At 74.4% G+C, this 20,981-nt stretch carries 22 protein-coding genes; 6 read left to right on the forward strand and 16 right to left on the reverse strand.

Features of this window, described 5'->3' with window-relative positions; all coding sequences use genetic code 11:
- Window positions 1–46 precede the first annotated feature (46 nt).
- From I601_RS00220 to I601_RS00235, 4 genes are all read right to left on the reverse strand, one after another.
- Window positions 47–640 (reverse strand): PPA1309 family protein, encoded by a 594-nt coding sequence (locus tag I601_RS00220; RefSeq protein ID WP_218917724.1) that lies wholly within the window; start codon window positions 638–640, stop codon window positions 47–49.
- Window positions 637–1,689, reverse strand: coding sequence for a YlbL family protein (locus I601_RS00225; RefSeq protein ID WP_068104964.1), 1,053 nt, complete (start codon window positions 1,687–1,689; stop codon window positions 637–639). Before I601_RS00225 ends, I601_RS00220 begins: the two co-directional genes overlap by 4 nt.
- Before the next feature lie 70 nt (window positions 1,690–1,759).
- Window positions 1,760–1,990, reverse strand: a complete 231-nt coding sequence (locus I601_RS00230) for a hypothetical protein (RefSeq protein ID WP_068114038.1) — start codon at window positions 1,988–1,990, stop codon at window positions 1,760–1,762.
- Window positions 1,991–2,053: 63 nt separating this feature from the next.
- Window positions 2,054–2,512, reverse strand: a complete 459-nt coding sequence (locus tag I601_RS00235) for a molybdenum cofactor biosynthesis protein MoaE (RefSeq protein ID WP_068104967.1) — start codon at window positions 2,510–2,512, stop codon at window positions 2,054–2,056.
- A 64-nt stretch (window positions 2,513–2,576) separates the two neighbouring features.
- Between I601_RS00235 and I601_RS00240 the strand changes: the two genes are divergently transcribed.
- Window positions 2,577–3,971 carry a zinc-dependent metalloprotease gene (locus tag I601_RS00240; protein ID WP_068104968.1) on the forward strand — a complete coding sequence of 465 codons (1,395 nt, stop codon included), beginning with the start codon at window positions 2,577–2,579 and terminating at the stop codon, window positions 3,969–3,971.
- The gene (locus I601_RS00245; protein WP_084526947.1) at window positions 3,968–4,585 is read left to right on the forward strand and encodes an NUDIX hydrolase; all 618 of its coding nucleotides are present in this window, start codon (window positions 3,968–3,970) and stop codon (window positions 4,583–4,585) included. Before I601_RS00240 ends, I601_RS00245 begins: the two co-directional genes overlap by 4 nt.
- Here the strand turns inward: I601_RS00245 and I601_RS00250 are convergent.
- Together I601_RS00250 and I601_RS00255 are read right to left on the reverse strand one after the other, a co-directional pair.
- Entirely contained in the window at window positions 4,519–5,106 is a 588-nt protein-coding gene (locus tag I601_RS00250; RefSeq protein WP_084526949.1) for a M48 metallopeptidase family protein, read from the reverse strand. The two genes, I601_RS00245 and I601_RS00250, sit on opposite strands and share 67 nt — an antisense overlap.
- A gap of 10 nt (window positions 5,107–5,116) precedes the next feature.
- A complete protein-coding gene (locus I601_RS00255) occupies window positions 5,117–6,169 on the reverse strand; it encodes a PHP domain-containing protein (protein WP_068104969.1) in 1,053 nt (350 codons plus the stop codon).
- A 294-nt stretch (window positions 6,170–6,463) separates the two neighbouring features.
- On the opposite strand from I601_RS00255, the gene I601_RS21295 reads away from it, so the two are divergent.
- The gene (locus I601_RS21295) at window positions 6,464–6,622 is read left to right on the forward strand and encodes a DUF5679 domain-containing protein (protein WP_011754982.1); all 159 of its coding nucleotides are present in this window, start codon (window positions 6,464–6,466) and stop codon (window positions 6,620–6,622) included.
- 104 nt (window positions 6,623–6,726) lie between these two features.
- Complete coding sequence (locus I601_RS00260) at window positions 6,727–7,686, forward strand: hypothetical protein (RefSeq protein ID WP_068104972.1); 960 nt, start codon at window positions 6,727–6,729, stop codon at window positions 7,684–7,686.
- A 4-nt stretch (window positions 7,687–7,690) separates the two neighbouring features.
- On the opposite strand, the gene I601_RS21300 is transcribed toward I601_RS00260, so the two are convergent.
- From I601_RS21300 to I601_RS00280, 6 genes are all read right to left on the reverse strand, one after another.
- The gene (locus I601_RS21300) at window positions 7,691–7,852 is read right to left on the reverse strand and encodes a hypothetical protein (RefSeq protein WP_169834643.1); all 162 of its coding nucleotides are present in this window, start codon (window positions 7,850–7,852) and stop codon (window positions 7,691–7,693) included.
- 97 nt (window positions 7,853–7,949) lie between these two features.
- Window positions 7,950–8,144 (reverse strand): hypothetical protein, encoded by a 195-nt coding sequence (locus I601_RS00265; RefSeq protein WP_068104974.1) that lies wholly within the window; start codon window positions 8,142–8,144, stop codon window positions 7,950–7,952.
- 34 nt (window positions 8,145–8,178) lie between these two features.
- Window positions 8,179–8,343, reverse strand: coding sequence for a hypothetical protein (locus I601_RS21305; protein WP_169834644.1), 165 nt, complete (start codon window positions 8,341–8,343; stop codon window positions 8,179–8,181).
- Window positions 8,344–8,401: 58 nt separating this feature from the next.
- On the reverse strand, window positions 8,402–8,716 hold the full coding sequence (locus I601_RS00270) for a WhiB family transcriptional regulator (protein WP_068104977.1): 315 nt from the start codon (window positions 8,714–8,716) through the stop codon (window positions 8,402–8,404).
- A 145-nt stretch (window positions 8,717–8,861) separates the two neighbouring features.
- A complete protein-coding gene (locus tag I601_RS00275; protein WP_068104979.1) occupies window positions 8,862–9,062 on the reverse strand; it encodes a hypothetical protein in 201 nt (66 codons plus the stop codon).
- 137 nt (window positions 9,063–9,199) lie between these two features.
- A complete protein-coding gene (locus I601_RS00280) occupies window positions 9,200–11,242 on the reverse strand; it encodes an ATP-dependent DNA helicase UvrD2 (protein WP_068104982.1) in 2,043 nt (680 codons plus the stop codon).
- 80 nt (window positions 11,243–11,322) lie between these two features.
- On the opposite strand from I601_RS00280, the gene I601_RS00285 reads away from it, so the two are divergent.
- Window positions 11,323–11,610, forward strand: coding sequence for a mycoredoxin (locus I601_RS00285; RefSeq protein ID WP_068104986.1), 288 nt, complete (start codon window positions 11,323–11,325; stop codon window positions 11,608–11,610).
- Window positions 11,611–11,628: 18 nt separating this feature from the next.
- Here I601_RS00285 and nudC read toward each other — a convergent pair whose 3' ends face one another.
- Complete coding sequence (gene nudC, locus I601_RS00290; protein ID WP_084526951.1) at window positions 11,629–12,537, reverse strand: NAD(+) diphosphatase; 909 nt, start codon at window positions 12,535–12,537, stop codon at window positions 11,629–11,631.
- A gap of 54 nt (window positions 12,538–12,591) precedes the next feature.
- Here nudC and I601_RS00295 point away from each other — a divergent pair, with 54 nt between their 5' ends.
- Window positions 12,592–13,659, forward strand: a complete 1,068-nt coding sequence (locus tag I601_RS00295; RefSeq protein ID WP_068104991.1) for an NAD(P)-binding domain-containing protein — start codon at window positions 12,592–12,594, stop codon at window positions 13,657–13,659.
- Here I601_RS00295 and I601_RS00300 read toward each other — a convergent pair.
- From I601_RS00300 to I601_RS00310, 3 genes are read right to left on the reverse strand one after another with little or no spacing between them, the layout of a single operon-like run.
- The gene (locus I601_RS00300) at window positions 13,644–14,321 is read right to left on the reverse strand and encodes an SDR family oxidoreductase (protein WP_068104993.1); all 678 of its coding nucleotides are present in this window, start codon (window positions 14,319–14,321) and stop codon (window positions 13,644–13,646) included. The genes I601_RS00295 and I601_RS00300 overlap by 16 nt on opposite strands.
- A 9-nt stretch (window positions 14,322–14,330) precedes the next feature.
- Window positions 14,331–17,573, reverse strand: a complete 3,243-nt coding sequence (locus tag I601_RS00305; RefSeq protein ID WP_084526953.1) for an ATP-dependent DNA helicase — start codon at window positions 17,571–17,573, stop codon at window positions 14,331–14,333.
- Entirely contained in the window at window positions 17,570–20,860 is a 3,291-nt protein-coding gene (locus I601_RS00310; RefSeq protein ID WP_068114049.1) for an ATP-dependent helicase, read from the reverse strand. The genes I601_RS00305 and I601_RS00310 overlap by 4 nt, the downstream gene beginning before the upstream one ends.
- Window positions 20,861–20,981: the final 121 nt, after the last annotated feature.

A 20,981-nucleotide genomic window follows, 5' to 3' on the forward strand; every position in this document is an offset into this window, starting at 1 on the left:
GGTACTGCCGGGGCTGCTGGGGTTGCTGGGGCTCATCGGTGCTCGGCTACTGCTCGTCGGTCAGGGTGGCGGCCAGCAGCTCCAGGAGCGCGGGCACCAGGTCGGCACCGCCCACCACCTTCGTGTCGTCGTCGTGGCTGCGGAAGCGCATGGCGCAGTACGTCGACCCCTCACGGGTCACGCCGGCCACCATCCGCAGCTCCTGGCGCGCCGGGTGCTCCCGGGCGTACGCCGCCGCCTCGTCGGGGTCCTCGGGGATCTCGGGGTCCGCCTCGGGGGGCAGCACGAGGCGCTCGACCACCGCGGCGCAGCCGGTGACCTGGCCGGGCCAGGCGATGGTCTCCAGCACCCGCTCGAGCTGCTGCCCGGGGTCGAGCTGGTCCTGCTCGATGGGGGTCAGCGAGCCCTGCTCCGACGACGCGTCGAGTCCCATCGCCGAGGCCAGCGCCGGCTCGTGCACGACGAGCTGGGCGGTGTCGACGAGGGCGTAGAGCCGGGCGGGCTGGTCCCAGCCGCCCTGGCTGGCGTGCTGCTCGATCTCGAGCACCGCCGCGGCGAGCGCGGGGTCGACGTCGAGGTCGGCGAGCTGGTTCTCCGGCACAGCGGGTTCGTTCAGGTCCTCGTCCACGGGCTCGTTCATGACTCCTCACAGCTGGGCAGGTCGGTCTCGGGGTCGGCGGCCCAGGCCTGGACCGCCTCCAGGGCGCTCTCGAACGTGTCGGCGCGCACGAGGCGGGGGCTGCCGTCGTCGACGCCGAGGGCCTCGTCGCAGTCGTCGGGGGGCACCAGGAACAGCTCGGCGCCGTCGCGCTCGGCCCCGGCGATCTTCTGCTGGATGCCGCCGATCGGCCCGACCGCACCCTCGAGGTCCAGCGTGCCGGTGCCGGCGACCGTGCCGCCACCGGTCAGCGACCCCTCGGTCAGCGTGTCGTAGATGCCGAGCGCGAACATCAGTCCGGCGCTGGGCCCCCCGATGTTGGGGTCGATGTTGACCGAGACCTGGAACGGGTAGCGGAAACCCTGTCCGGGTGTGAACCCGACGCGCTGCACGCCGTCGTCGGGGTCCTTCTCCGGCGTCAGCTCGACGTCCTGCTTCCTGCCGTCCCGCTCGACCGTCAGCGTCACCGACCCGCCGGCGGGGGTGTCCCTGATCGCCTCGACCAGCATGTCGCCGGAGTCGACCTTCGCCCCGTCGACGCGCAGCACGACGTCGCGCACCTCGAGCTCGCCGTCGGCCGGGCTGTCCGGCACCACGTAGGCCACCTGCAGCGCCGGCTCGACGTCGTAGTCGAGCTCGCGCAGCGCATTGGCGATCGCGACGTCCTGCGAGGTCACCATCGAGACGGCGCCCTGGCGCTCGTCCTCCTCGGCCGTGACGTCGTCGGGGTGCACGTAGTCGTAGGGCAGCACGGCCTCGTCGCCGTCGAACCAGGCCCACATCAGCTCGGGCAGCGACAGCCTGCGACCCACCGGGCTGACGCTGACCGTGGTCAGGCGCAGCTCGCCGGTGTCGCGGTAGGTCTTGATCCCGCGGACCTGGATCGTCTCGGAGCCGTCGGGCTGGTCGAGCACGTCCACGGTCGGGCCGGGCTGGTAGGTCGCGTAGGGCAGCGAGGTGAACCACGCGGCCACGAAGAGCCCGAGGACCAACGGTACCGCCAGCAGGGCGGCGATCAGGCGCTGGCTCATGGCCTCACCTTCTCATCACCCGCCAACTCGGCGAGCAGGTGACCGGACGCTCCTGCGCCGCGTGCGCGGCTCAGGAGGCCTTGCGGGCCCGCGACGGGCGTACGGCGATGCCGGTGCTGCGGTCCCGCTCCGGGCGTGGGGCGGCGTAGCGCAGCGGGGTCTCGCGGGCCATGCCGCGCGCCAGCCGGCGCACCATCACCTCGCGATCGACCGCGCGGGGGTCGCGGCCCACCCAGCCGACCCAGCACATCGCCGCGACGGTCACCAGGACCGGCGGCACGAGCCAGAGCAGGATCTCCACGTCGCCACGGTAGGCAGCGGGCGGCCCGCCGAGCGGCTGCCACGCCGGGCCGGCACCCACCGATCAGGGCGTGCCGACCCACTCGTCGTCGCCGTCGGTGAAGCGCTGGTGCTTCCAGATGGGGACCTCGGCCTTGAGGGTGTCGATCAGGTCCCGGGAGGCGTCGAAGGCCTGGCCACGGTGACCGGCGACGGTGGCGACGACGACCGCGATGTCGCCGATGGCCAGCGACCCGGTGCGGTGCACCGCGGCGACGCCGTGGACGTCGTGGTCGGCGGCGACCCGCTCGCACACCTCGCGCAGCCGGGCCAGCGCGGTGGGGTGGGCGGAGTAGTCGAGACCGACCACGCCCTTGCCACCGTCGTGGTCACGCACCCGGCCCACGAAGAGGGTCAGTCCGCCGGCGGCGTCGTCGTCGAGCGAGGCGAGCACCTCCTCGACGTCCAGCGGGGTCTCGCGCAGGTCGACGAGACGGACGACGGGGGGTCCTGGACGGGCCGGAGGCGGTGCGCTGCTGCTCACGGGGGCAGCCTACGTCCGTCCGGCCGGCCCTGGTCGCCTTGCCGCCGCGGCGTAACCTGGCGCCATGAGCGACAACCCCGGAGACGGCGACGACGAGCAGCAGAACCCCTTCAAGGGCACGCCGTTCGAGCACCTCTTCGGTGCCGGCGGACTGGGCGGTCCCGGGGGTCCGGGCGGCCCCGGCGGCCAGATGCCCGACCTCAGCCAGCTCTTCGGCGGCCAGATGCCGGACCTGGGCCAGATCCTCGGCCAGATCCAGTCCCTGATGCAGCCCTACGACGGGCCGGTGAACTGGACCCTGGCGGTCGACACGGCGCGCAAGACCGTCGCCCAGCAGCCCGACCCGAGCCCGACGCAGCGGCAGAAGGACGCCGTCTCCGACGCGCTGGGCCTGGCCGACCACTGGCTCGACACCGCCACCGACCTGCCCTCGGCGATCACCAGCACCGCCGCGTGGAGCCGAGCCGAGTGGGTCGAGGGCACCGCCGACGTCTGGCGCGGCCTGGTCGAGCCGGTCGCCGCCCAGTCGGTGCAGTCGATCTCGGCCGCGCTGCCCGACGATGCGCAGGCCATGTCCGGCCCGCTGGTCGGCATGCTCGGCACGTTCATCGGTTCGATGATGGGCAGCCAGACCGGTTCCGGCATCGGCACCCTGGCCTCGGAGGTCCTCAGCGTCTCCGACGTCGGTCTGCCCCTCGCGCCCGCCGGCCGCGCCGCCCTGCTGCCGGCCAACATCGAGGCGTTCACCGAGGGCCTCGACGTGGGCTACGACGACGTGCTGCTCTACCTGGCGCTGCGCGAGGCCGCCCACCAGCGCCTCTACGGCAGCGTGCCGTGGCTGCGAGAGCACGTGCTCGGCGCGGTGCGCGACTACGGCCGCGGCGTCGACATCAACGTGGAAGCCATGCAGGCGCGCATCGAGGAGCAGATGCGGGGGCTGGACCCCTCGAACCCCGAGGCGATGGCCCAGCTGCTCCAGGGCGGGCTCTTCGACCTGCCCAAGTCGCCGATGCAGGAGGCCGCGCTGCAACGCCTCGAGGTCGTGCTCGCCCTCGTCGAGGGGTGGGTCGACGAGGTCGTCGGGCAGGCCACCGAGGCCCGGATGCCCAACGCCGCCCGGCTCCAGGAGGCCGTACGCCGCCGCCGCGCGGCCGGCGGCCCCGCGGAGGAGACCTTCGCGGCGCTGGTCGGCCTCGAGCTGCGCCCGCGCCGCCTGCGCGACGCCTCCACCCTGTGGGGCTCGCTGCGCAGCCGCCAGGGGGCCGAGGCCCGCGACGGGGTGTGGATGCACCCCGACCTGCTGCCCACCTCCGCGGACCTCGACGACCCGCTGGGCTTCCGCGACGACGCCACCGCGCCGGAGGCGCTCAGCGACGAGGACTTCGACGCCGAGCTGTCCAAGCTGCTCGGCGGTGGGCCCGACGACACCGACACCGACACCGACACCGACACCGAGTGAGCCTGCACGCCGACGCACTGGGGGTGCTCGAGGCCTGGGCCGCCCCCGACGCCGCGCAGGACGCCCTGCGCGAGCGGTACGTCACCCACCTGCGCACCCACCCGGACGGCGTGCGCCGGGAGGGTCGGCCCGACCACCTGACCGCCAGCACCCTCGTGCTCAGCGAGGACGGGCAGCAGGTGCTGCTCACCTTGCACGCCAAGGCGCGACGCTGGTTCCAGCTCGGTGGGCACTGCGAGGACGGTGACCCGACCCTGGCCGCAGCCGCGCTGCGCGAGGCGAGCGAGGAGTCCGCGCTGCGCGGGCTGCGGCTCGACCCGCGACCGGTGCAGCTCAGCGCGCACCCGGTGCCGTTCTGCGGCGGGACGCCCGAACGGCCCGTGCAGCACCTCGACGTCCGCTTCCTGGCGGTGGCCGTCGCCGGCGAGCAGCACGCCGTGAGCGAGGAGTCGCTCGACGTGCGCTGGTGGCCGGCCGACGCGCTGCCCGACCCCGAGCCGGACCTGGTCGCGCTCGTATCGCTGGCCCGCGCCCGGTGGGGCGGGACTCAGTCGATCTCGTCGCTTCCCTCGGCCGGACCGCCTCGGGCGGCGTCCGACCAGCCCTGCAGGTAACCCTTGGCCCGCTCGGCCTGCGGGTAGTTGTCCACCCAGGCCCAGAACCGGTCGTTGTGCTGGGTCTCGACCAGGTGGGCCAGCTCGTGGACGAGGACGTAGTCGACCACCCACTGCGGCATCTGCTGCAGCCGCACCGAGAGCCGGATGGTGCGGTCCCCCGGTGTGCAGGATCCCCATCGCGAGGACTGGTTCTCCACCCACCGCACCGACTCGGGCACCGCGAGGCCACCGAGGAAGCGGTCGGAGAGGCTGCGGGCCCGGCGCACGAGGTCCTCGTCGCTGCGCCGGCGGCGCTGCTCGGAGCGCTCGATGCGCGCGACCATCGTGCGCACCCACTCGGCCTCCTCGGCGCGGCTCAGCGAGGCCGGGACCAGCACCACGATCCGCTCGCCGTCTCGGTACGCCGACACCGTGCGGCGCCGGCGCGTCGAGCGTCGTACCTCGACCTCAGGAGGGCAGGCGGACCCCGTCCGCGGGCGCGGGTCGTCGTCGGGCCGGGAGTCCGGCAGGACCGCCATGCCCGGCAGGCTAACCCTTGACCCAGGCCAGCAGGTGCTCCTTGGACCAGGTGTTGACGATCCGTTCCGCCCCGATCCCGGCCGCTGCCGCCCGCTCGGCGCCGTAGGCGAGGAAGTCGAGCTGCCCCGGGGCGTGCGCGTCGGAGTCGATGGCGAACACGCAGCCGAGGTCCCGCGCCAGCTCCAGCAGGCGGGTCGGCGGGTCACGGCGCTCGGGTCGGGAGTTGATCTCCACGGCCGTGCCCGACTCGGCGCACGCCTCGAAGACGGCCCGGGCGTCGAAGGCCGACTCGGCGCGGGTGCCGCGACCGCCGGTGACCAGCCGGCCGGTGCAGTGCCCGAGGACGTCGACGCGCGGGTTGCGCACCGCGGCGAGCATCCGCCGGGTCATCGCGTCGGCGTCCATCTGGAGCTTCGAGTGCACGCTGGCGACCCGGACGTCGAGCCGGTCGAGCATGTCGTCGCTCTGGTCGAGGCTCCCGTCGTCGAGGATGTCGACCTCGATGCCCTTGAGCAGCGTGAACCCCGCCCCGGAGAGCCCGGCCAGGTGGTCGTTGACGGCGTCGACGACGTCGAGCTGGCGCGCCAGCCGCTCGGCCGAGAGCCCGCGAGCGATCTTCAGCCGCGGCGAGTGGTCGGTCAGCACCTGGTACTCCCGCCCCAGCTCGATCGCGCTGAAGGCCATCTCCTCGATCGGCGAACCGCCGTCGGACCAGTCCGAGTGCGAGTGCAGGTCGCCGCGCAGCAGGGCGTGCAGCTCCTCACCGCCCTCGACGAGCGGGCCGCCGTGCTCGGCCTCGGCGCGCGCGAGCCGCTCCGGCAGCTCGCCCCGCACCGCCTGCTCGACCACCTTCGCGGTGCTGGCACCCACGCCCTCGATCCGGCGCAGCGTGCCGTCGGCGACCGCCGCGGCCACCGCGTCCTCGCCCAGCGGCAGGATCGCCGCCGCGGCGGCCCGGAACGCCTTGACCTTGTAGGTGTCCTGGCGGCCCCGCTCGAGCAGGAACGCGATGCGGCGCAGCGCGGCCACCGGGCCACCGTCGTAGGACTCGTGCTCGGCCACGCTGCTCCTCGGAACGGGTCGTCCTCCTCCACAGGCGGTGGAGGAGCGTCGGTGCTGGTCAGAGCAGCGTACGACGTCAGGTCGGGCGCAGTTGTCCACAGGCCTGTCCCCCGCTCCCCCGCGTGTCCTCCACCGATATCCACGGTTTCGACCGCGTTGTCCACAGGCCTGTCCACAGGCGCGGCGGCGCCGGTGCCGTAGGGTCGTCCCGGTCCACTGGCACCCGCCGCGGACACCGGCGGGCAGCACCACCCCCGCTGTGAGGACCCGAGAGAGACAAGCAAGGAGGCCGTCATGGCGGAGACCTGGAGCGGCGAGTTCTACTGCGTGAAGTGCAAGGAGAAGCGCGAGGCGGAGGGCGAGGTCAAGGTGAACGACAAGGGCACCCGCATGGCCAAGGCCGTGTGCCCCGTCTGCGGCACCAACCTCAACCGCATCCTCGGCAAGGCCTGAGCCACACCCGGCACTCCTGGTGGCGGCCCCGGACCTCGGTCCGGGGCCGTCGCCGTCTGTGGAGACCGGGTGCATCCGGGGCCCGGACTGGGTAGGAGGACGTCATGAGCGCCCCGCCACCGCCGCCCCTCGCCCCCGCCCTGCCCGGGCGGCCACGTCTCCTGCCCGGGGCCGGGGTCTACCGCCGCGACGACCGGCACCTCCAGGTCGGTCTGGGGGCGCCGCGCCGGGTGGTCCTCGAGGACCACCCCGAGGTGCGCGCGCTCCTGCGGGCGCTGGAGTCGCCCGACCCCCGCGCCGACGTCCCGCAGCGGGACCTCGCCCGGGGCGCGCGGGCCCTGACGGCGCTGGCCGCCGCGGGGCTGCTCGTCGACGCGGGCGACCTCGAGAGCTGCCTGACCGCCGCGCGGGCCGGCGGCGGGCTGGACGACGCCGGCGTGGCGGCGGCCTTCTGCGAGGCCCCCGTCGACGCCGTACGCCGCCTCCGCGTGCGCGGCGAGGCGAGGGTCCAGGTGCTGGCCGCACCCGGGCTGCACGCCGAGGTGGTGTCCCTGCTGCGGGACTGCGGGATCGGCCTGTGCGCCACCGGCCCGGGCCGGGGCCGGGCGCACGAGGACCCGACCCTGGTGCTGGTCGTCGGCCCCGAGCCCGACCGCGAGCTCGTCGACGAGCTGGTGCGCGAGCAGGTGCCGCACCTGCTGGTCACCGCGCAGCTGGAGTCCTACCTGCTCGGCCCGTTCGTGGTGCCCGGACGCACCGCCTGCCTGCGCTGCCTCGACGCGCACGCCGGGGACCGCGATCCCCGGCGAGCGGTGGTGCTGGCCCAGCACGCGCACCGGGCCGGCCCGGCTCCGGGCGCGCTCGCACCGGAGCCGAGCGACCCCGCGCTGCGGCACCTGGCGGTCGCCTGGGCGGTCCGCGACGTGGTGCGTCACCTCGACGGTGAACGGCCCTCGACCTGGTCGGCGACGATCGGGCTCGGCCCGGACCTCGCCCCGACCGCCGAGCCGCGGCTGCGCCACCCCCACTGCGGGTGCGCGTGGGACGTGCTGGCGACCGGCTGAGGCCTCACCACCACTCGGAGTCGAGCTTGCCCTCCATCGCGCGCAGGTGCTCTCGCGAGCACTCGTCGCAGAACGTGCGGGTGCGGCCGCGCTCCACCGCGGTGGACCAGGTCAGGCTCGCCGCGGCGTCGTCCTCCGCACGTCCGCAGAAGTCACAGGTGCGCATCCACCCACCCTAGGCATGCCGACAACCGGGCGCGAGGTCTCTCGCGCCCGGTTGCCGGGTGGGTGTTGATCTTCAGGGCTGGCCTGCAGGGGCTGATCTACAGGGCTCGGGCCAGGGCCAGGCGCGCCTGCTGCGCGGCGGACTCGGCCTTGCGGCTCAGGCGCTGCGCCCGGGCGAGCTGGTAGCCGCGACGACGTGACTGCGCCTCTCCCAGGCGCGCGGCCATTTGTACGCGTGCCAGGTTCTCGTGCATCAAGTTCATGATCGTGCTCCGGTTCGTGGTCGTGGTCATGGTGTCTCTGTCTTCCGTGACGAGGTGGTGGCGCTCAGAGCGCCCGGGCGAACGCGATGCTGGCCTGCTCGGCTGCCCGCTCGGCCCGCCGGGTGTACCGGCGTGCGCGGGCCAGCTCATGGCCTCGTCGTCGTTGCCCTGCCTCGTCGAGCCGGGCGCTGATGCGCGCCGCGGCGAGGGTGTCTGGCTGGTAGCTCATGGGGTGCTCTCTCACTGGTCTGGGTGGTGGAGGTGGTGCGGGACGGTGGTGCGGGTGCTCAGGCGGCCTGCTCGTTCTTGCGGGGCCGGCCCCGGGGGCGCTTGCGCGGGATGACGACGCCTTGCAGGAAGAGCTCGCCGCCCCACACGCCCCAGGGCTCGCGGCGTTCGAGGGCGCCGGCCAGGCACAGCTGTCGGACCGGGCAGTCCAGGCAGAGCGCCTTGGCGAGCTCGACGTCGCGAGGGGACTCGGCGAACCAGAGCTCGGGGCCGGCGGCCCGGCACGGCATCTGGTCCTCCGCGGCCCGCTCGGCCTGGTCGTGCAGCTGGCCCAGGCTGGGTTCGGCGGTGCGGTCGAGAACGCTGGTGGTCATGGATGTCACCTCCTTGTCGACCTGGTAGCGGGTGGGAACTGATCGCCGTGGGTCACGGCGGGAGTGGGGGGACCGCTGGGCAAACACAAAGGCCGCGGATCCCGGTTTCGGGTTCCGCGGCCTGGAGGCTCATCGACGACTGCTCTCAGCAGGTCGGTGGTCTCCAGACAGGGTTCCCCGGGACGGTGGCATCGATGCGTGCCGGCGCCTCGACGCCACGGCCACCCAGGTCGGCACCGAAGACGGTGTGGCGAGCGGAGGTGGGCACAGCGGTGCCGTAGGCGCGCGAGGGCGCGGCAGTCGTCGCGGCGGTCATGGCCGTCGTCGCGATCTGGATGCTGAACATGTGCTCCACCTCCTCGAAGTCTCGTGCGCGGGCCTCGTCAGGGCCCGGTGCGCTGTGTGCTGCTAGGTAAACTAGTCGCCCCTCGTTGTCATGGGCAAACCATTTAATAGGTATTTCTGAACTTTTCTCCGGAGCGCTCAGCCGATGACGGCGAGCACGTCCTCGCCGTAGCGCTCGAGCTTCTGGCGGCCGATGCCGCTGATGCGCAGCAGCGCCTCCTGGCTCTGCGGCTTCGCCTCGGCGATCAGCTCGAGGGTGAGGTCGGGGAAGACCACGAACGCAGGCACGCTGTCCTGTGCGGCACGCTCCTTGCGCCACTCACGCAGGCGCTCGAACAGCGCCTCGTCGTAGGAGGCCGGGCAGTCCGCGCAGCGCGCCCGCTTCTTGTCGGCCGGCGTGTGCAGCGGGGTCCCGCACTCGCGGCACGTCATCGCACGGCCGGAGCGCGTCGAGCCGGCGGGCTTGGGCCGCGCCTCCTCGGGCAGCAGCGGGTCGAGGAAGCGCGAGGGCTTGCGCGAGCCTCGTCCGCCCGGGTTGCGCGCCAGCGACCACGAGCACGACAGCTCGAGGCGGGCACGCGTCATCCCGACGTAGAGGAGACGGCGCTCCTCCTCCACCGCCGCCGGGGTGTCGGCGTAGGTGATCGGCAGCGTGCCGTCCTGCAAGCCGCACAGGAACACGTGGTCCCACTCGAGACCCTTCGCGGCGTGGAAGGTGGCCAGGGTGACGCCCTCGGCCACCGGGGCGTGCTGCTCGGCGACCCGACGGTCGAGGTCGTCGACGAAGGCACCGGCCGGGTCGTCCTGGTCCTTGCCCTCCCCCGCGGCGAACTCCTCGGCCTGGTCGACCAGCGCCTGCCAGGACTCCCAGCGGTCGCGGGTCTGACCGCGCCCGGTCGGCGGCACGGAGGTCCACCCCATGCCCGCCAACGTCGAGCGCACCAGCTCCACGAGCTCCTCGCCCTGGCCGCTGCGCGCCGCGCCGCGGATGCGGGTCACGGCCTCGCGCACCTCCGGGCGGTCGAAGAAGCGCGCCGCACCGCGCACGATGTAGGGGATCTTGCGCGCCGACAGCGCCTCCTCGAAGGTCTCGGACTGCGCGTTGATGCGGAACAGGATCGCGACCTCACCCATCGAGCTGCCGGCCTCGCGCAGCTCGAGGATGCGGGCGGCCACGGCCTCGGCCTCGGACACCTCGTCGGGCGCCGAGCGGAAGTCGACCGCGCGGCCCGAGGGGCGCTGGGAACGCAGCGACACGCTGGTGGTCGTCGAACCGGCGAGCAGGCTGTTGGCGGCCGCGACCACCTCGGGTGTGGAGCGGTAGTTGCGCACCAGCTCCACCGACGTGGTCCCGGCGTGCTTGGTCGGGAAGTCACGCAGGTAGTCGGCGTTGGCGCCGGCGAAGGAGTAGATCGTCTGGGCCGGGTCCCCGACGACGCAGAGCTCGTCGCGCCCGCCGAGCCACAGGTCGAGCAGCGCCGACTGCAGCGGCGAGACGTCCTGGAACTCGTCGACCACGAAGTACTTGTACTGCCGGCGCACCTGCGCGGCCACCCGCTCGTCGTCGGCGAGCATGCCGGCGGTCAGCAGCAGGATGTCCTCCATGTCCATCCGACCCTCGCCGCGCTTGACCTCCTCGTAGCTGCCGAAGATCCGCGCGACAGTCTCGGCGTCGTGGCCGGTGACGCTGCGGCCGCGGCGCGTGGCCTCCTTCGCGTAGTCGTCGGGGTGGACGTTGCTGACCTTGGCCCACTCGACCTCGGAGGCCAGGTCGCGCAACAGGGCCTGGTCGGCGCGGACCCGCTGCCGACGGGCGGCGCCGACGAGCAGCGGGATCTTCGACTCGATCAGCCGGGGCAGCTCGGTGCCGTGCACGTGCGGCCAGAAGTAGCGCAGCTGGCGCAGGGCCGCGGCGTGGAAGGTGCGGGCCTGGACCGCGCCGGTGCCCATCGTGCGCAGCCGTTGGCGCATCTCGCCCGCGGCGCGGGTCGTGAAGGTGACGGCGAGCACCTCGGTAGGCGAGTAGACGCCGGTGGCCACGCCGTAGGCGATGCGGTGGGTGATCGCGCGGGTCTTGCCGGTCCCGGCTCCGGCCAGCACCCGCACGGGGCCCCGCAGGGCTTCTGCCACCTGGCGCTGCTCGGGGTCGAGCGCGGAGAGCAGGGCATCGGCATCGGGCATGGGGTGGGAACAACTCCGGGGTGGGGGTGGTTGGCTTCAGGGACCGCACCCACCCTAGATGCCGGAGGCGACAGCCCGACATGAGCACCGAAGCCCCTGTGGAGACCACCCCGAACAGCCCGTCCGGCGGGTTCACCATGTACAGCACTCCGTGGTGCGGCTACTGCCACCGCCTGAAGTCGCAGCTGGACCGCGAGGGCATCCCGTTCACGATCGTCGACATCGAGCAGGACCCGGCCGCCGTCGAGATCGTCGAGAAGGCCAACAACGGCAACCAGACCGTCCCGACGCTGGTGTTCGCCGACGGCGCCGCGCTGACCAACCCCTCGCTGGTGCAGGTCAAGGAGAAGCTGGCCGCGCTGGCCTGACCGGGCTCACTACTGGGCTCACCACTGGCCGGGGAGCGGCCCGCCGTACCAGTGCTCGACCAGCGACCGGCTGATGGAGACCCCGCCGGGCAGCACCAGGGTCCCGGCCTCGGCCTGCTCGCGCATCTCGGCGCGGGTGAACCAGCGCGCGTCCTCGAGCTCGTCGTGGTCGACCTGGATCTCGGTGCTGGTGGCCAGCGCGGAGAAGCCGACCATCAGGCTCCCCGGCAGCGGCCACGGCTGGTTGCCGAAGTAGGTGACGTCGCCGACGTGCACCCCGGTCTCCTCGAGCACCTCACGGCGCACGGCGTCCTCCAGGCTCTCCCCCGGCTCGCAGAACCCGGCCAGGGTCGAGAAGCGCCCCTCGAGCCAGATGCTCTGCCGACCCAGGAGACAGCGCTCGTCGTCGCTGCCGGGCTCCCCGGCGGTGACGACCATGATCACGGCCGGGTCGGTGCGGGGGAACTGCGACGTGCCGCACTGGATGCACACCAGCTCGTGCCCGGACTTGCGCGGTTCGAGCGCCCCGGCGCAGCGCGGGCAGAAGCGGGTCACGAAGAGCCACTCGGCCAGCCCCAGGGCGTGGAAGACCAGCGGCGCGTAGGCCAGTGCGTCGTCGGCCAGCGAGGGCAGCAGTCCACGCAGCGGCATCCAGCCGTCCCCGGAGCGCGACACGTCGGCGCCGGTCACGACGGCGAACCACGCGTGCCCGTGCCACTCCCCGAGCAGCACCCGCAGCCCCTCGGGCGCCTCGGCGGGCGGAACCCAGTCGACCCGACCGTCGCGGGGACGGATCCGCGTGCCTGAGACCACGAGGACCCGACTGTCCGGATCGGCCCAGCGTTCGTCGAGCCAGGCGTCGTCGGTGCGGTGCCACGCGGAACGGTCGTGGGGGTCGGCGGACATCTGCTCGTGCGGGAAGCTCACGCCGCCGACCGTAGCGCGCGGAACAGCAGGGGGCGCGGTCGGTGTTCCTCCGACGTGGAGGTCTGGGACAGCATCGTGATCGGCGCCGGGCAGGCGGGCCTGTCCGCCTCGTTCCACCTCGCGCGGCGCGGTGTCGACCACCTCGTGCTCGACGCCGACGCGGCGCCCGGTGGCGCGTGGCAGCACCGGTGGGACTCGCTGAGCATGCACGACGTCCACGGCGTGCACGAGCTGCCCGACGAGGACCGCCAGCAGCCGGGGCCGACGCTCCCCCGCCGCGAGGCGGCCAACCGGGCCGTGCCGGCGTACTTCGCGGCGTACGAGCGGCGCCACGACCTGCCCGTGCTGCGTCCGGTCCGGGTCGACCGGGTCACCGACGGGCCCGGCGCGCTGCTGAGCGTGCACGCTCAGGAGCGCACCTGGCTGACGCGCACGCTGGTCAACGCCACCGGCACCTGGTCGCAGCCCTACGTGCCGGCCTACCCGGGTGCCCACGACTTCGCCGGTCCGCAGGTGCACACCCGCGACTACCCCGGCGCCGAGGCCTTCCGTGGTCTGCGCACCGTGGTGGTCGGCGGGGGCGCCTCGGCCGTGCAGCTGCTCGGCGAGATCGCCCTGGTCACCGACACGCTGTGGGTCACCCGGCGGCCACCGCTATGGCGCACCGACGACTTCACCCCCGAGGTCGGCCGAGCGGCCGTCGCCCTCGTCCACGACCGCGTGCGCCGGGGCCTGCCGCCCGCCAGCGTGGTCGGCGTGACCGGCCTGGCGCTGCGCGAGCAGGAGCGCGCGGCGCAGGAGCTCGGCGCCTACCGCCGCCTGCCGATGTTCGCCTCCCTCGAGCGCGACGGCGTGCGCTGGGACGACGGATCCTTCGAGCCGGCCCAGGCCGTCGTCTGGGCCACCGGCTTCCGGCCCGCGGTCCGGCACCTGGCGCCGCTGCGCCTGCGCAGCGGGCTCGGGGGCATCCAGCTCGACGCCCACGGCACCACCGCGGTCGAGGACCCCCGCGTGCAGCTCGTCGGGTACGGCCCCTCGGCCAGCACCATCGGCGCCAACCGGGCCGGGCGGTTCGCGGCGCGTGGGGTGTCCCGGGCCCTCGTGCCTCACACCGACGGGTAGGAGACCTCCGAGCGCCAGTCGGCCTCGTCCTGGCGGGAGGCGTCGAGGATCGCGGCCGCGACGGCGTCGTGGCTGAACGTGCCCTCCCGGGCCAGGGCGCCGCGCACGGTGACCGAGACCGCGCGGACGCCCTCGGGGGCGAGGGTGGCGTCGAGGGAGTGCACGAGGTTGCGCACCCCTGCCTTCTGCACGCCCAGGGACGCGGCGACGGGCGAGGGCTGGTCGGCGGCCATGGACCCGGTGACGGTGACCCGCGCGCCGCGGACGAGGTAGGGGTGGGCGGCCTGGACGGCGGTGAGCAGCGAGCCCACCCCGAGACGGACGTCCTCGAGCAGCTCCTCGACGCCCAGGTGCAGCGGATCTGCCTCCCGGTAGGCGCTGGGGTTGACGTGCAGCAGGTCGATGCGACCGAACCGCTCCCCCAGCCCCGCCACGGCCTGCGCGCCGGCGACGGGGTCCGTCAGGTCGGCGATCCGGCGTTCGACCCGGGCAGGCACCAGCGTGGCGGCCAGGTCCGCGAGCGCGTGCTCGTCGAGACCGACGAGACCCACCTGCCACCCCTCTGCGGCACAGCGGCGCGCCAGCGAGCCGCTGACCCCGGGGCCGGCTCCGACCACCACGACGACCTGGGCGCCGGACTGCGTACTGGGCTGGATGTCCATGCCGCGACCCTACGACCCGGCCAGCAGGTGCTCGAGCTGCTCGCGACCCGGCAGGTCCTCCGGCTCGATGAGGGTGCCGCTGCGCACGTAGTAGAAGGCGGTGCGCACCTGCTCGACCGGCACACCCTCCAGCTCGGCCCAGGCGGTGCGGTAGATCGCGAGCTGGAGCGGGTCGGCGTCGGTCCCGCGGTTGGTCTTCCAGTCCACCAGCAGGAAGGACCCGTCCGGGTCCTGGTAGACCGCGTCGATGCGACCGCGCACCACCTGGCCCGCCAGGACCAGCGAGAACGGCGCCTCCACCCGGTGGGGCACCCGGGTCGCGAAGGGGCCGGTCTCGAACGTCCGCACGAGGTCGGCGAGGTCGGCGTCGTCGTCGATCCCGGCGTCGCCGCGCCCCGGCAGGTCGTCGAGGTCGAAGAGGTCCTGCTGCCCGAAGCGGGCCTCCACCCAGGCGTGGAAGCGGGTGCCGAAGCGGGCCGCGGACGACGGCGGGCGCGGCATCGGGCGGGCCAGCTCCCGGGCGAAGGCCTCGGGGTCGTCGCGCAGCCGCGAGAGCGCGGTCGCCGACAGGCTGCTGGGCAGCACCACCTCGATCTCGTCGGAGCGGTCGCGGCGGGCCTCGGCGAGCAACCGGTCGAGCTCGGCGTCCCACTCCGCCACCCGGGCCCCGTCGATCACGTCGAGGTCCTCGTCGGGGGCGCCGGGCTCCGCCGCCCGGACGCGGGCCGCCGCCTCGAGCCGACGCGCGGTCTCGAGGCCCGTGGTGGTGCTCGGCCACGGTCGCGACGGGTCGACGGCGTCGTAGGGGTTGGCGTCGCCCTTGACCGGCCGTTCGCGCCAGACGGGCACCTCCACCCCCCACTCCTCGAGCTGCTCCTTGATCGTGCGCTGGTAGTCCGAGGGCCCGAACGGGGTGCTGCGCTCGGTCCAGCAGTACGACGTCACGGCGAGGCGGTGCGCAGCCCGGGTCAGGGCGACGTACCCCAGCCGGAGCTCCTCCTCGGCGTCGTGGGCCCGGGTGGCGGTGCGGTAGGCGTCGAGCGCCTGCTTGTCGTGGCCCTCGAGCTGCGGCTGGTCGGGCGCGTCGCCGCGCAGCGGGGCCGGCAGCACCGCCGGCGAGGAGGTCCACAGGGTGCGCGAGCGGTTGGAGGGGAACCTGGTCTCGCAGGTGCCGACCAGGAACACCGCGTCCCACTCCAAGCCCTTGGAGCGGTGCACGGTGAGCAGCTTGACCGAGTCGGCCAGCGTCGGGGTGGCCAGGTCGAGGCCGTTGCCCTGGTCGTCCTCGGCGGTCAGGTAGGCCAGCAGCGCGGCCAGCGAGACCTCGCCGTCGACGGCCTGGAAGTCCGCGACGGCCTTGACGAACAGGTCGAGGTTGTCGCGCCGGGCCCCGGCCGCGGAGCTGACGGCGGAGGCCAGCTCGACGTCGGTGCCGGTGACGTCGATGATGCGCCGCACCACGTCGAGCAGCGGCTCGCTCACGGTGGTGCGCAGCAGCCGCAGCTCGCCGGCCAGCAGCGCGAAGCGCTCGAGGGCCTCCGCGGAGTAGGGCAGCTCGCCGGGGTCGGCGAGGGCGTCGTCGAGGGAGGGCACCTCGGCCGGGTCGATGCCGTCGGCGATGGCAACCAGCTGCTCGGCGACCCCGGGGTGCTCCACCCGGCCGCTGACACCGGCGATCTCGCGGGCCCGCTGGGCCAGGAGGCGCAGGTCGCGCGGTCCCACCGCCCATCGTGGACCGGTCAGCAGCGTCAGCAGCGCCTCGTTGGCGGTGACGTCGTGCAGCAGCGTCAGCACCGCGACCACCTCGGCCACCTCGGGCAGGCGCAGCAGCCCGGAGAGCCCGACGATCTCCACCGGGACGCCGGCCCCGGTGAGCGCGTCGAAGACGTCGGCGGCGTGGCTGTTGTCGCGGGTCAGCACCCCGATGTCGGACCAGTCGCCGCCGCGCTCGTGGGTGGCGTGCACCTGGGCGACGAGCCAGGCCAGCTCGTCGGCGTGTGTCTCGTGCACACCGACCTCGACCACGCCGGGCGCCGCCCCGGGGGCGGGTTCGAGCGGCGCGACCTGGCGGTACTTCTCGAGCAGCGGGCCGGCCAGGCGGTTGGCGACGTCGAGGATGCGGGTGTCGGAGCGCCGGTTGACCGTCAGCGGGTAGGTCGGCACCTGCTCCTGCGGCGTCGCCGCCGGGAACCCGTCGGCGAAGTTGAGGATGTTGGAGACCGAGGCGCCGCGCCAGCCGTAGATCGCCTGGTTCGGGTCGCCGACGGCGGTCACGGCGTGCCCGCGCCCGCCCGCCGCGTCGGGGCCGGAGAAGAGTCGGCTGAGCATGATCGCCTGCGCCACCGAGGTGTCCTGGTACTCGTCGAGCAGCACCACCTTGAACTTGGCGCGCTCCGCGGCCCCGACGCCGGGCTGCTGGCTGGCCAGCCGCGCGCCGAGCTCGATCTGGTCGGAGAAGTCCATCAGGCCCAGGTCGGCCTTGAGCCGTCGGTAGCCACCGACGAGGCCGAGCAGCTCGGCGCGCCGGTCGAGGGCGTTCATGGCCTTCTCCAACGGCTCGCAGTAGGTCTTGCGGCACTTGCCGGCCTGCTCCTCGGCCAGCGCTTGGCCGAAGCCGCGCCGGGCATCGGCGTCCACGCGGCGTACGTCGTCGGCGGTGACGAGGTGCTCGCTCATCGCCCCGTCGAGGGCCAGCAGGTTCTGGATCACGGTCGGCGGGTGGTCGGAGAGCAACCGCACGTCCCCGCTCCACCCGGCCACGACCCGGGCGCCGAGCTGGTAGCGCGCCGCGTCGGTGATCACGCGGGTGTCGGGCTCATGGCCGATGAGCAGACCGTGCTCGGACAGCAGGTTGGCGGCGTAGGCGTTGTAGGTGAGCACGGTCGGCTCGAGGGTGTCGTCGGGCGCCTCCTCGTCGGGGCCCGGCGGCGGCCCCGGGCGCTCGGGGTCGTCGAGCACGCCCGCGGTGCGCAGCGCCTCGCGGATGCGGTGGCGCAGCTCGCTGGCCGCCTTGGTGGTGAAGGTCAGGCCGAGCACCTCGTCGGGACGCACCTGTCCGGTCAGCACGAGGTGGACCACCCGCGCCGCCATCAGCGTCGTCTTGCCCGACCCGGCGCCGGCGACGACGACCGCGGGCTGCAGGGGCGCCGAGATGGCCGCCCACTGCTGCGGGCTGGGGGCGTACGCCGTGCGCATCGCCCGCTGGAGGTCCTCCGGGCCGTCGATGCGCACGGGCTCGAACGGGATGCTCATCGGGACACCACCGCTCCCGCGGACTTGATCGGACACACCGGCACGAACGGGCAGTCGCGGCAGTGCTGGCCGGCGACCGCCGGGAACGACTCGCGGCGCAGCAGCACCGCGGCCTGCTGCAGGCGACGACGCAGGTCGTCGCGCGCCGGTCCGTCGTCGGGCTGGACCTCCTGGGCCTGCACCTTCGCCGAGTCGGAGCCGTCCTCGATGCCCAGCTGCACCAGCTCGGCTCCCCCGGACGCGCCCGGCCCCCCGGTGAGCGGCTCGACGATCTCGTCGACGGCGCCACGGTCGACGGCGAGCTGGTAGACGCCGAGCTGGAGGTGCTGCTGGACCGACTTCTGGCTGGGCGCGTTGCGGCCGGTCTTCAGGTCCACCACGATCACCCGCCCGTCGTGGTCGAGCTCGACCCGGTCGGCGTACCCGGTCAGGCGGACCCGTTCGCCGTCCGGCAGGTCGATCACGGTGGAGAAGTGCGACTCGGTGCCGACGAGGCGTCGCGTGCCCGCGTGGTGCCAGCGCAGGAAGCGGGCCAGCGCGGTGCGCACCCGCTCGTGCTCGCGCAGCTTGGACCAGGGGGTCCGGAACTCGAGGCGGTCCCAGACCTCGTCGACACAGTCCATCAGCACGTCGACGTCGTCGGGCCCGGCCACCAGGTCGCCCGAGGAGACGCACTCGGCCACCGCGTGCACCATCTGGCCGAGGTTGGCCGACTGGTGCGAGCGGACCACGCCGCCGGCCTCCTTGGCCAGGAACCACTGCATCGGGCAGACCCCGACGGCCTCGAGGAGGCTCGCCGAGATCGGCACGGGCTGGTCGGGGTCCCGGACCGGCTGCTCGGACAGGGAGGCGGCGCGGGTGCCCCACCAGCTGGCCGGGTCGGCCTGGGGCACCAGCTGGCGCGCGCTGCGCCCGCTGCCGGCGTACTCGCCCGCGAGGCGGCGCAACCGGCGGGCGGCGGCGTCGCGCAGCGGCTCGCTGGTGTTCGGGTCGGCCAGGGTGCGTCGCAGCTCGGCCACCAGCCCGTCCATCGACAACGGGCGTCGGGGTCGCCCGACCACGGCCTCCACGCTGACCCCGAGCTCGTCGAGGAAGCGCGACGGCTGCTCGCCGTCGTCGTCGGGCGAGCGGACGGCGGTGACCACCAGGCGCTGGCGCGCGCGGGTGCAGGCGACGTAGAACAGCCGCCGCTCCTCGAGCAGCAGCTCGCGGGTCGAGACCGGCGGCACCAGCCCGTCGGCGCCGATCCGGTCGGCCTGCAGCAGCGTGGAGCGCCGACGCAGGTCGGGCCAGGCGTCCTGCTGCACGTGCGCGACCACGACCAGGCGCCACTCCAGGCCCTTGGAGCGGTGCGCGGTGAGCAGCCGCACCGACGAGCCCCGGGCCCCGCGGTCGGCCAACGTGTCGGCGGGGATCTGCTGCGCCCCGAGCGTGGCGAGGAACGCGCGCACCCCCAGGTGGTCGCGCTGCTCCTCCGCACGCGCGGCCACCTCGAAGAGCGCCACGACCGAGTCGAGGTCACGGTGCGCGCGACGCGCAGCCCCGCCCCCGGACTCCACGCCCCGGCGCAGCCGGGCCGGCCAGCCCGAGCCCGACCACAGCGCCCACAGCAGCTCCTCGGCCGAGGACCCGGCGCGCAACGCCGCGCGGGTGCTGGCCAGCAGCCCGGCCAGTGCCCGGGCCCGGTCGAGCTCGGGCGCCTCGGCGCCGCCGGGCAGCCCGTCGAGCACCGCGGTGTCGACCACCGCCTCGCGCAGCAGCTCGCGCGAGGGCCGCGCCGTGCGCTCCTCGGCGTGGGCGCGCTCCTTCTCGCGGGTGCGCAGCCGGCGCGCCAAGCGGCGTACGTCGCCGGCGTCGAGGCCGCCGAGCGGCCCGGTCAGCATCGCCTCGGCACGCTCGACGGTGATCTGCTCGTGCTCCGGGGCGGCGGCGCCCCCCTCGCTGTCGGCGAGGTCGAGGGTGACCACGGCGCGCAGCGCGTCGAGCAGCGGCAGCACCGCGGGATCGCGGACCAGCGGCACCTCGTCGCTGGCGACCTCGACCGGCACGCCGGCCGCCCCCAGGGCGCGGCGCAGCGCCGGGATCGAGTTGCGCCCCGAGCGCACCAGCACGGCCATGTCGTCCCAGTCGATGCCGTCCTCGAGGTGGGCGCGGCGCAGCAGGTCGGCGAGGTGCTCGGCCTCGGCCCGCTCGGTGTCGAAGGTGCGCACGAGCACCCGGCCCTCGCCCAGCGACCCGGCCTCGGCCCGCGGGCGCAGGAACGCCTCGCGCGCCCCCTCGTCGATGGTGCCGGGCAGCCCGAGCCGACCGGCGATGCGCTGCGAGGCCACCAGCAGCCGCGGGCCGAAGCGCCGCGTCGTCCGCAGCGCCACCACGGGGGCCGGCCGGGAGTCGGCCCGGGGGAAGACGGTCGGGAACTCCAGGATGCCGCGCACCTCGGCGCCGCGGAAGCCGTAGATGGACTGGTGCGGGTCGCCGACCACGACGAGGTTGCGGCCGTCGCCGGCCAGCGCCTGCAGCAGCGCGACCTGACCGGGATCGGTGTCCTGGTACTCGTCGACGAAGACGTGGCGCCACCGCGCGCGCAGCCGCTCGCGGTGCAGCTCGGCCTCGATCGTGGCGCGCCGGATCAGGTCGGCGTAGTCGGTGGCGCCCTGGGCGTCGAGGTTGGTGAGGTAGGAGTCGAGGAACAGCCCAGCGGCGACCAGCTCGGGCGCGTCGTGCTCGCGCCCGAGCGTCGCCAGGGACTCCCCGTCGAGGCCCTTCTCGCGGGCCCGGGACAGCACGGCGTGCACCTCGCGGGCGAAGCCGCGGGTGCCCAGCGCGTGGTCGAGCGAGGAGGGCCAGCGCACCGACTCCGGGGTGGTGGCGAGCAGCTCGCGCAGCACGACGTCCGACTCGGGGGCCGAGAGCAGCCGCAGCGGGGCCTCGTAGAGCTCGGCCGGCGACAGCTCCCGCAGCAGGGCGTAGGCGAAGGAGTGGAAGGTCATGCTCGGCGCCGCGGACATCGTGCGACCCAGCCGCGCGGTGACCCGGTCGCGCAGCTGCTCGGCGGCCTTGCGCGAGAAGGTCAGCGCCAGCACCTCCTCGGGACGCGCGCCGTCCTCGATGCGCCGCGCGATCGCCTCGACCAGCGTCGTGGTCTTGCCGGTGCCGGGCCCGGCCAGCACCAGCAGCGGCCCCTCGGCGTGGTCGACGACGCGCTGCTGGTCCTCGTCGAGGCGCGGACCGTCGGCGCGCCCACCGACGGGGGCCTGCGGGCGGACGAGCCGGTACGTCGAGGGCATGGACGCCATTCGACCACCCGGCGCCGACACCTCGGCGGGCGCCGGGGCGGTCCGGGTGCCGTGGGCACGCCGGACGGGCCCGCCCGGCAGGAGCTGCCAAGCGGGCCCGTCGTCGATCAGG

This window comes from Nocardioides dokdonensis FR1436 (assembly GCF_001653335.1).
GTDB lineage: Bacteria > Actinomycetota > Actinomycetes > Propionibacteriales > Nocardioidaceae > Nocardioides > Nocardioides dokdonensis.